The sequence below is a fragment of the Arthrobacter sp. yr096 genome, assembly GCF_900108925.1.
Classification (GTDB): Bacteria; Actinomycetota; Actinomycetes; order Actinomycetales; family Micrococcaceae; genus Arthrobacter.
The window spans coordinates 190,358-201,343 of the sequence record NZ_FNYI01000006.1; the positions used below are offsets into that span (position 1 = coordinate 190,358).

General features: G+C 60.7%; 5 protein-coding genes. All 5 read left to right on the top strand.

What is annotated here, in order from left to right:
• The first annotated feature begins 280 nt into the window (after positions 1 to 280).
• The 5 genes from BMY91_RS16540 to BMY91_RS16560 all read left to right on the top strand — a co-directional run bounded on the left by BMY91_RS16540 (position 281) and on the right by BMY91_RS16560 (position 10,877).
• On the top strand, positions 281 to 2,332 hold the full coding sequence (locus BMY91_RS16540; protein WP_090823841.1) for a helix-turn-helix transcriptional regulator: 2,052 nt from the start codon (positions 281 to 283) through the stop codon (positions 2,330 to 2,332).
• Positions 2,332 to 3,963 (top strand): class I SAM-dependent DNA methyltransferase, encoded by a 1,632-nt coding sequence (locus tag BMY91_RS16545; protein WP_090823842.1) that lies wholly within the window; start codon positions 2,332 to 2,334, stop codon positions 3,961 to 3,963. The genes BMY91_RS16540 and BMY91_RS16545 overlap by 1 nt, the downstream gene beginning before the upstream one ends.
• A complete protein-coding gene (locus BMY91_RS16550; protein ID WP_090823844.1) occupies positions 3,956 to 5,119 on the top strand; it encodes a restriction endonuclease subunit S in 1,164 nt (387 codons plus the stop codon). Before BMY91_RS16545 ends, BMY91_RS16550 begins: the two co-directional genes overlap by 8 nt.
• Before the next feature lie 196 nt (positions 5,120 to 5,315).
• Positions 5,316 to 8,462 carry a type I restriction endonuclease subunit R gene (locus tag BMY91_RS16555; protein WP_371261057.1) on the top strand — a complete coding sequence of 1,049 codons (3,147 nt, stop codon included), beginning with the start codon at positions 5,316 to 5,318 and terminating at the stop codon, positions 8,460 to 8,462.
• A 780-nt stretch (positions 8,463 to 9,242) separates the two neighbouring features.
• Entirely contained in the window at positions 9,243 to 10,877 is a 1,635-nt protein-coding gene (locus tag BMY91_RS16560) for an MFS transporter (RefSeq protein ID WP_090823848.1), read from the top strand.
• Positions 10,878 to 10,986: the final 109 nt, after the last annotated feature.

The window sequence follows — 10,986 nt, forward strand, 5'->3', positions numbered from 1 at the left end:
TGGAACCTCAATCAGCTATGTCGGCCTCGTACAGCCGCACTGGTGGACCCTCGGCTCTTTCGGAGGGAGAGGGATTGTCGAAATACGCGGAAACCGCCCCCAATGCGTGGTTTCCCGCAGCAGTCGCAACTTCGGAGATTTCCCTCGTTGCTTGAGAACGAAGCTACGGCAAGGATCGAAACATGAAAGCAAATATTTTGATAACCCCGCTTATCAGAAGTCGCGCACTATCCAGTGCTCCACGGCACTAAGCTGAGGTCAACGACGAAAGGAGGCGGCCATGAGCCAAACAGAAGCAATGCTCATGACCCTCTCGGATGTTGCTGCCCTCGCACAGGTACAGCGCCCAGTGGTGTCCATGTGGCGCAAACGCAGTTCGGGATCCCTGCACCCATTTCCGAATCCTGTAGCGCTCAAAGGCAGGTTGGAACTCTTCGACCCCGACCACATCGCCGCTTGGCTGACCGATACTGGACGGGGCAACAACCGAGAGGCAGCCAACGACGTCGCCGCCTTCACCCGCATGCCCGGCACGACTGCTGATAGAACCGGGGAAAACACCCTCGACACCCTCACTGCGCTCCTGACCCTCAAGGCAATGACTGGCAACTCCCTGGCACAACTGAGCACGGAAGAATTGTTGGACGCGGCTGACGAGTGCGATCCAGATGACACATTCCTGTACTCCGAAATAGAAGCCGGGGGCACCTCGATTACCTCCACAGCGGCATACGCCGACCGACTGGCGGACAGTGCCTACAACGATGCAGCGGCCTTCGAGCATTTGCTTGCTGGGAGGTTCCGCGAGGGGCTGAAAGAGTACTCGGCCACGGCCCTCACCGATTCTGCCGTGGAGTTGGTGGCCTCTGCCGCCGTTGAACTGGCCGCAACTCTTGGCGGAAACCGCGTCTTTGCTGATTCCACAAGAGGCGGTAGCGATCTTCTGCTGGGCGTCGTCCATGCCGCCGGGGAAGCAGCACCGGCGACGTTTCTGACAGCGGACGACGACGGCGGTTCAGGTCGCCTAGCGCGTCGCCGACTGCGGGTGCACGGTGTGGACTGCGGGCAGATCCATCTCGATCCGAGCGGGGAGTTCGCCGTCCAAGGACCTGTAGTTCACGTGGCTCAGTACCCTTCTCCAGGTGAATCCGTAATGAACGGAATACAGATCCTTGAGACGGTGGAACAGCTTCTCCTGCAGATGGATGATCAGCAGCGGGCTGTCATCATCGCCCCAGCACGGGTTCTCTGCGATTCCCCGATGGACGTCGGCCTAGCGGCGCTCCGTGGAGATTTGCTGCGAATCGGGCGGGTCCGCGCCATTGTGCGATTGCCCCAAGGCCTGCTGCGCGCCAAACCCCGCGAAGCTCAAGCCCTATGGGTGATGGGTCCCTCTCTAGCTGACAATCCCAGTGCTGGACGCTGGACCATGGTGGCGGACGTCAGCACTCAAGATCTCACTGAAGACGTGAAGCAGGATTTGGTCAGCGACGTTATTGCCTCGATGGGGACCGGCGCTATGGTCCGCGCCCATGCGTTCCGATTCGCTCGACTGATGCCAACCCAGCAGCTGCTGGCCAGCAAGTCCTTGGTGCCAGCGCCGCCCCATAGTTCGGTTGGAATGCCAACTGGCGCAGAGGCAGCACTCCGGGTAGAGGAACTGGGACGTCTGCTGCATTCCGGTGCATCGCCTGCTCTGCAGGTCGTGACCACACACAACAACATGGCGAATCAGGCCGCTTCTATCCAGAGACTCATGACCTACGGCACCCTCAAGCACATCAAGGGAAACCGGGTGGCGGAGGCAGACTTGAATCCGCAGAAGGGAGCCCGGGCCTTGGGCCCGGCAGACCTGCTTGACCCGCACAACGCACCGCACCGGTACATCGGCCTAATGGACCTGGCAGCCAACTATCCTGCAAGCCGGCTCACTCAGCCAGGCGACGTCGTCTTCTGCACTAGCCCTCGGCCGGCTGCCACGGTGGACGCACACGGTGGTTCCGTTGTCATATTCCCGGCGAAGGTACTACGGGTCGACGCCGCTGACCCGGGCGGGCTGTTGCCTTGCGTTGTTGCCTCGGATATCAACAGCATTTCCCCAACGGACAAGGTCTGGCGCCGGTGGCGCCTGCGTCGCGTACCTGAGGTCCAGCGGGGAAAACTGGGCGACACTCTTGACCGGCTGCAGCACGAGCAGGAACAAGCCCGACAACGACTCAGGCAACTCCAAGAAGTCGCTACGCTGATTACGGACGGCGTGGCGAGCGGAAGCCTCACTCTTATAGATCCAAACACTAATCTCGCCGACCCACAGACAAAAGGAACCCAGTAATGCCCCCGAAATTGAAGGTGGACCTCGCCCCGTCCACCATGAAGGAACTCAAGGACACCCTCTGGAAAGCCGCGGACAAGCTACGCGGCTCTATGGATGCCTCTCAGTACAAGGACGTGATCCTGGGCCTGGTGTTCCTGAAGTACGTCTCCGACGCTTTCGATGAACGACGTGAGCAGATCCAAGCCGAACTGGAGGCGGACGGTCTCAACGAGGACCAGATCGCTCAGTTAATCGACGACGTCGACGAGTACACCGGGCGCGGCGTCTTCTGGGTGGCGCCTCGGGCACGGTGGACCTATCTGGCGGAGAACGCCAAGGGCCTTCCTGCAGCCATGGGCGAGCACCCGAAGCTAGTGGGCCAGCTCATCGACGAGGCCATGGACATGATCATGATGGACAACAAGTCCCTGGCCGCCACGCTCCCCCGCATCTACAACAGGGACAATGTGGACCAGCGTCGCCTGGGTGAGTTGCTGGACCTGTTCAACTCCGCACGATTCACGGGCCAGGGTGCCAGCAAAGCCCGGGACCTGCTCGGCGAGGTCTACGAGTACTTCCTGGAGAAGTTCGCCAAAGCTGAGGGCAAGCGCGGCGGCGAGTTCTACACTCCGGCCGGCGTGGTTCGCGTCTTGGTGGAGGTTCTGGAACCCCATCGCGGCCGCGTCTATGACCCCTGCTGTGGGTCCGGCGGCATGTTTGTGCAAGCCGAGAAGTTCCTTGAGGCCCACAACATGGAAGGCTCCGACATCTCCGTCTACGGGCAGGAGCTCAACGAGCGCACCTGGCGGATGGCGAAGATGAACCTGGCCATCCACGGCCTCAACGCCAACCTCGCTTCCCGCTGGGGCGACACCTTCGCCCGCGACCAGCATCCGGAGCTGACCGGTAACAACGGCGCGGACTACATCATGGCCAACCCGCCCTTCAACATCAAGGACTGGGCCCGACTGGAGTCAGATCCACGCTGGAAGTACGGCGTCCCTCCGGCCGGCAATGCAAACTATGCCTGGATCCAGCACATCATCTCGAAGCTCGCCCCTGGCGGCAGCGCTGGCGTGGTCATGGCTAACGGCTCCATGTCCTCCAACTCCGGCGGTGAGGGCGAGATCCGGGCACAGCTGGTGGAGGCCGACCTCGTCTCCTGCATGGTGGCCCTGCCCACCCAACTCTTCCGCAGCACCGGCATCCCGGTCTGCACGTGGTTCTTCGCCAAGGACAAGACGGCCGGCCCCCGCGGTTCTGTGGACCGAACGGGGCAAGTACTCTTCATCGACGCCCGCAATTTGGGCCACATGGTAGACCGCGCCGAACGCGCCCTTTCCGACGACGATATCGCCAAGATCGCCAACACTTACCACGCGTGGCGGGGGACGACTTCTGCCGTAGAGTCCGGGCTGACGTACGACGACGAGGCAGGCTTCTGCTACTCGGCCAGCCTCGCGGAGGTCAAGGCTGCTGACTACGCCCTGACGCCCGGTAGGTATGTGGGCGCGGCCGAAGTAGAAGACGACGGCGAACCGATCGAGGAGAAGATCGCGCGGCTTTCGAAGGAGCTGTTGGACCAATTCGAAGAGTCCGAGCGGCTGGCCGCTGTGGTGCGCGAGCAGTTGGGGAGGGTCGATGTCTGAGTGGAAGACACAACCTTTGTCAGACCTCGCCGACATTGTGACCGGAGCCACTCCAGCCGCAGCCCAAACAGATTCTTGGGGTAACGAAGTCGATTTCATCACTCCCTCTGATCAAAAGGACAACCAACGAGAAGCACAAGCAGCACGACGGCTTTCCTCGGTCGGTGCGCGAAGGTTGACCAAACGGATCGTTCCAGCCCGTTCAACCAATTTGACTTGTATTGGCTCCACCATCGGCAAAGTCTCGATGACGCAGTCCGCAGCGGTAACTAACCAGCAGATAAATAGCATTATTGCTCGTCGGCCAGTTTCGGACCCCGACTTCATTTACTACCTGATCAAGAACTGGAGTGGGTCACTGAAGGACCACGCTTCTGGCTCGGCGACGCCCATAATAAACAAGTCTGTACTGTCCAAGTTCGAGTTCCTTGTTCCGCCCGTCTACGAGCAGAGGGCAATCGCGGAGGTGCTGGGCGCCCTCGACGACAAGATCGCCGCCAACACCAAACTCGCCTCATCGGCAGAAGAACTGATTTCAGTTCATTTCCAACGCGCAATCGAATCCGAGGGGACAACCTCAAGATCGCTCTTCGAGGTCATCGACGTAGACTTCGGCGAGCCGTTCAAAGGGAGTGACTTCTCAGACCCAGGCACCGGTCGACCTTTGATCCGCATCAGAGACTTGAAGACATTCACCAGCCAGGTTTGGACGACGGAGAATCGATCTCGGGAAATCCTCATTCAGCCGGGAGAAGTCGTTGTCGGGATGGATGCCGAATTCAGGCCTACAACATGGCTGGGCGAACCTGGGCTGCTAAACCAACGGGTATGCCGAGCACGCGGTAAGTCTGCCGGGCCGGCATTTGTGCGTGAGACCCTCAGGGCTCCACTCCGGCGAATCGAAAGCTCAAAGTCGGCCACGACTGTCATCCACCTCAACAAGAAAGATCTGGATGAAGCAAAAGTCTTGGTGCCGGGTTCAGAAAGCTTGGTGGCATTCGAGACCGCCGTTGAGGCTCTGTATTCGCTGCAAGTGAGCATCGCACTCGAAAACCGGTTGCTTGCGACTACCCGCGAGGCTCTCCTTCCTCAGCTCGTGACCGGCAAGCTGAAGGTCAAAGACGCCGAAAAGGTGTTGGAGGACGCAGGCGTATAGGCCCGGCTCCGTGGAGATTTAGTCAATTCGAGGCGGTTAGCGCGGCCCGCCTCCAGCCTTCGAATTCCAGACCACTCGCATCTACCATCCGACGCTAAATACACGAACCTATCCAAATTATGTTTGGTCCATCAGGGGGAACACCGTGACAGCAGCAACACCAGCAGTAGCCTTCTCCGAAGCCGACTGGGAGGGCATGGCCCTTGAGCTTTTGGCCGAGCCGCTCGGCTGGCGGCCCATGCCTGGGCAGGACATCGCTCCCGGATCGGACGAGCGGGAGACGTGGGATGAACTGCTGATCCGGCCTCGGCTGCTCGCCGCCCTCCAGCGGTTCAACCCTACGGTTCCGGCCCAGTACCTGCAGCAGGCACTCGCAGAGATCTCCTCTCCGGAATCGAACGACGCCATTGCCGAAAACCACCGAATCCACAACTACCTCGTGAACGGCTATCGGCTCAGCTACATCGACTCGGACGGTAACGAAGCCAACCCCACCATCCACCTGCTGAGCCAGGACCCCGACCAGAACGACTGGCTCGCCGTCAACCAGGTCACTTTGGTGCAGGGCGACTACAAGCGCCGCTTCGACGTCGTGCTGTACTGCAACGGAATGCCGGTAAGTGTTATTGAACTGAAGAAGGCAGGCAGTGCCACGGCTGACGTGGCCGCGGCGCATGCGCAGCTACAGACGTATCTTCGCGAGTTTCCCATGGCGTTCCGCTTCTGCGTGTTCACGCTCGCATCAGACGGAGTCCAAGCAAAGTACGGCACGCCGTTCACTCCCCTCAACCACTTCTCGCCATGGAATGTGGACGATGATGGATTGCCGGTCGCACCTGGCTATATGGAAGCCGGCGTCGCTGTAACGGCGCTGGAGACCGCCCTTTACGGCCTGTATAACCAGGAGCGTTTTCTGCAGTTGGTCCGTAATTTCACTGCCTTCGACGGCGGCCCGGAAGGGCTATTGAAGCGCATCGCGAAGCCGCACCAGTACTTCGCGGTCACCAAGGCGGTCGGCAGCACCGTTCAAGCAGTGGAAAGCAACGGCAAAGCAGGCGTCGTCTGGCATACGCAAGGATCCGGCAAGTCAATGGAGATGGAGCTCTACGCCAACCTGGTGGCACGGCATCCGAAGCTGAAAAACCCGACGGTCGTGGTGATCACGGACCGGAACGAGCTCGATGGCCAGTTGTTCGAGGGCTTTGATAGGAGCCTGCTGCTGGCCGAGTCGCCACAGCAGATCCGGAAGCGCTCCGAACTGCGGGACGAACTAAGCAACCGGGCGACCGGCGGTATCTACTTCACTACCCTGCAAAAGTTCGGGCGCAGCAAGGCCGAAAAAGATGCCGGCGCCGAGCACCCGCTGCTGTCCAACCGACGCAACATCATTGTGGTGGTTGATGAGGCGCACCGCTCGCACTACGACGACCTGGACGGATACGCCCGGCACCTGCGCGACGCACTCCCACATGCCACGTTGATCGCATTTACCGGAACGCCCATCTCCTTTGATGACCGGAACACGCAGGAAGTTTTCGGCGATTACATCGACGTCTACGATCTGTCTCGGGCGGTGGAGGACGGCGCCACAGTGCCGGTGTACTTTGAGCCGCGGCTCATCAAGGTGGGACTCTCGACCGACGTGACAGAAGAGGTCCTCGATCAGGCAGCCGACGAGGCCACCCTGGGCCTCGACGATACCGAACGGGCCCGACTCGAGGCGAGCGTCGCCGTCGTGAACGCCGTGTACGGTGCGCCGCAGCGTATCGCTGCGTTGGCGGAAGACTTGGTGGCGCATTGGGAGAACCGTCGCGAACGCATGCGCAAGTTCATTGAAGCGCCAGGCAAGGCGATGCTCGTGGGCGGCACACGTGAAATTTGCGCGAACCTCTACGCCGCCATCGTGGTGCTGAGGCCTGACTGGCACTCGGATGACCTTGCCAAGGGAAAGATCAAGGTGGTGTACTCCGGTAACGCCACCGATGTTCCCCCGGTGTCCAATCACGTACGCCGCGACTCGGCGAACGCGACGGTAAAAGAGCGGCTTAAGGACATTGATGACGAACTGGAGCTCGTCATTGTCAAGGACATGATGCTCACCGGCTACGACTCACCGCCCCTACACACGCTGTACCTGGACCGGCCCCTGAAGGGTGCGCTGTTGATGCAGACTCTGGCCCGCGTAAACCGCACCTTCCGCGGCAAACAAGACGGCCTGCTTGTGGCCTACGCTCCGCTGGCTGAGAATCTAACCCAGGCGTTGGGCGAGTATACGAAAGACGATCAGGCGAACAAGCCAGTGGGCAAGAACGTAGATGAAGCGGTTGGACATACGGTGCTGCTGGTCGAAGAACTACGTGGGATGCTCTCCGGCTACGACTGGAAATCGGTGTTGATGAAGGGTGGCCCGCGGGCTTTTGTCAGCGCTGCGACGGGCGCGGCTAACTATCTGCGTAGCCCCGAGACACCGGGAAACAAGCCGGCCGAGGGCGAAGAAACTCTGGCCTCGAAGTACCGCCGGTACTCCGGCCAGTTGTCACGGGCGTGGGCGCTGTGTTCCGGCTCTGATACGTTGGCTGAACTTCGGCCCGAAATCCAGGTCTACGAGGAAACGCGGGTCTATATGGCCAAGTTTGACGCCGCAGACCGACAGGCCACCGGCGAACCGGTGCCGGAGGAGATCCAGCGACTGCTAGGCAACCTCGTGGCGTCCGCAACCTCGTCAGGCGAGGTACTGGATATCTACGAGGCAGCCGGCATGCCGAAGCCGTCTCTGGGCGACCTGACACCGGAATTCATGGCCAAGACCCAGAACGCCCGCAACCCGCAGCTGGCAATAGAGGCGCTGCGGAAGCTCATCGCTGACGAGTCAGCCGTCGCAACGCGAAACAACGTGATTCGCCAGCGGGCCTTCTCGGAACGCATTACCGAGCTGATGCGGAAGTACACCAACCAGCAGCTGACATCGGCGGAGATCATCGCGGCGTTGGTGGAGCTGGCACGCGAAGTCGCTGCCGAGGGCAACCGAGGCGCTCATTTCACGCCCCCTCTGAATTCGGACGAGCTGGCTTTCTATGACGCTGTGGCCTCCAACGAGTCTGCCGTGGAGATACAGGGCGAGGGCGTGCTCGCCGATATCGCCCGCGAGCTGCTGTCAGTGATGCGCCGGGACGTTCGGACCGATTGGACGGTGCGCGATGACGTCAGGGCAAAACTTCGTTCCTCGATCAAAAGGCTTCTGGTCCGCTTCGGGTACCCGCCGGACAAGCAGCCTGAAGCGATCAAACTGGTGATGGAGCAGATGGAGTCAATGGCTCCTCGGTTTGCGGAGGCACGGCTCTAGCTGGAAGCTACGCCGTCGTGTCCGTGGAGGCGCCTACAGGCCGATACGCTGGGATCATCAGGCAAGAGCCTGATGTGCCGTTAAAGAACAAAAGACCCGAGTGCAATCGGGTCTTTGTTCAGCGCGGTGCGCTCATTGGTGCGGTCAGAGGGTCATATCCTCAAATCCGGACACTTTGAGTCTATGGCCCTGCGCACGTAGGGCGCAACGTTGTTGTGCCCACAGACACGTGCAGGCCGTGCCCTGTTCCTCCGGGAGGAGGTGCCAGGCATGGAATCCAAACGAAAACGTGAAGAACCATGGGGCGCCTGGAACCTGGTGGTCAACATCATCCGACTAGTCGTTGATGTCGTCCGCCTGTTCTGGCACAACATCCCCTAACCGGGAGCGGTGGCCACCGGCGCAATGCTGGTGGCCAACGTCAATGTGCCATCGACTGGTTCTACTCGCGCAACTGCCCGGCCCGTATTAGTGGGCCGATGATCGGAGCGACGACTCCCAAACAGTCAGCTTTTAGGCCCGATTCGCCCCTGTTACGTGGGCTCAGCTAAACAATTTGGTAACAACATGCTTCAGAGGGCAAAAACGGCCCCGGACCCGCATGATTGCAGGGCAAGAGCGGGCAATGAGATGCAACACAGCTAGGCAATTTGCACCCTCTGAGGGGCCAAAAATCGGATCTCAACTCGGGTTTTCCGCCCAAAACCCGTAAAATTGAAACCCTGCCCAGAGCGGGGCAGCAGAAGTCGCAAGCAAATGACCTCCCTAGGAGAAGCCCAAATGCCCACAGACCAAAGCAACACCGTCTCTCCGGATGGCGCAAGGAACGCCACCGGGAACCAGGTATTGGCAGGCCCCACCCCGGCCGCCACGAACGCAGCAAACGCAGTAAAGAACGCAGCTAAGAAAACGAAGCTTCGCCCGAAGCGCCGGCTCAAAGAGTCCGACGTCAACGTGGTGAATAAGCCGATGCTGCGCAAAGCGCTCGGCGGCACCATCGTCGGCAACACCATGGAATGGTACGACGTCGGCGTTTTCGGCTACCTCATCACCACCATGGGCCCTGTCTTCCTGCCGGAAGCCGACAAGTCCGTCCAGACACTCTTCCTTCTGGGCACCTTCGCCGCAACCTTCATCGCGCGCCCCCTTGGTGGCGTCGTGTTCGGTTGGCTCGGCGACAAGGTGGGCCGCCAGAAGGTACTTGCAGCAACACTGATGCTGATGGCGGCAAGTACGTTCGCCGTCGGCCTTCTTCCCGGCTACGCGCAGATCGGCATCTGGGCCGCCGCGTTGCTGGTGATCCTGAAGCTCATCCAGGGCTTCTCCACCGGTGGCGAGTACGCCGGTGCCACAACCTTCGTCAGCGAATACGCCCCGGACAAGCGCCGCGGCTACTTCGCCAGCTTCCTTGATATGGGCAGCTACATCGGCTTCGCCCTGGGCGCAGCCCTGGTTTCCGTCCTGCAGCTCACGCTCGGACAGGCAGCCATGGAGGAATGGGGCTGGAGGATTCCGTTCCTGATCGCTGGTCCGCTGGGCCTCATCGCGGTGTACTTCCGTAGCAAGATCGAGGAATCTCCCCAGTTCCAGGCCACCCTGGACGCCCAGGAAGCCTCAGCCAAGGACGCCGCATCCCAGGATGCAGCCGTTGCCAAGGGACCCATTGGCATCATCAAGGCGTACTGGCGCCAGATCGTACTGGCCATGATCCTGGCGGCCGCAGCCAACACCGTTGGTTACGCACTGACCTCGTACATGCCCACCTACCTCACGGATTCCAAGGGTTACGATCCCGTCCACGGCACCCTGCTGACCATCCCGGTCCTGGTGATCATGGCCGTTTGCATCCCGCTGACCGGTAAGTTGTCCGACCGCATCGGCCGCCGCCCGGTGCTGTGGATTGGCGCAGGCAGCACCATCGTCTTTGCCGTCCCGGCCTTCCTGTTGATCGGCATTGGCGAGATCTGGTCCACGCTGGCCGGCCTTGCACTGATCGCTTTCCCTGTGACGTTCTACATCGCCAACCTGGCTTCGGCCCTCCCGGCGCTGTTCCCGACGTCCAGCCGTTACGGCGGAATGGGCATTGCCTACAACTTCTCGGTTGCGATCTTCGGCGGAACAACACCGTTCATCGTGCAGGGCCTCATCGAGGGCACCGGCGACGACATGATGCCGGCGTACTACCTGATGGCCACCTCCATCGTGGGTGCGATCGCCATCTACTTCCTGCGTGAATCCGCCCAGCGCCCGCTGCCGGGCTCCATGCCCAGCGTGGACACCCAGGCGGAAGCACGCGAGCTCGTAGCAACGCAGGACACCAACCCGCTCATCAACCTGGACGAGATGCCGTTCGACGGCCAGCCAATCGATGACGCCGTGTTCGGCAAAGGCAACAAGGACCTGACACCCGCTTAGGAACTCATTGCCTGCAACTTCTGCGCAGCGACACTGATAGTTCGCGGCAGCTTGCCGCCCACCGCAGCCACCAGCCTCAAGGCGCTCTCCTTGATGTTGGTGGCTACGT

Excerpts from the sequence above, each read along its gene's own strand:
- BMY91_RS16560 (WP_090823848.1), top strand. The coding sequence starts at position 9,243 with ATGCCCACAGACCAAAGCAACACCGTCTCTCCGGATGGCGCAAGGAAC.
- BMY91_RS16550 (WP_090823844.1), top strand. The coding sequence starts at position 3,956 with ATGTCTGAGTGGAAGACACAACCTTTGTCAGACCTCGCCGACATTGTG.
- BMY91_RS16545 (WP_090823842.1), top strand. The coding sequence starts at position 2,332 with ATGCCCCCGAAATTGAAGGTGGACCTCGCCCCGTCCACCATGAAGGAA.
- BMY91_RS16540 (WP_090823841.1), top strand. The coding sequence starts at position 281 with ATGAGCCAAACAGAAGCAATGCTCATGACCCTCTCGGATGTTGCTGCC.
- BMY91_RS16555 (WP_371261057.1), top strand. The coding sequence starts at position 5,316 with ATGGCCCTTGAGCTTTTGGCCGAGCCGCTCGGCTGGCGGCCCATGCCT.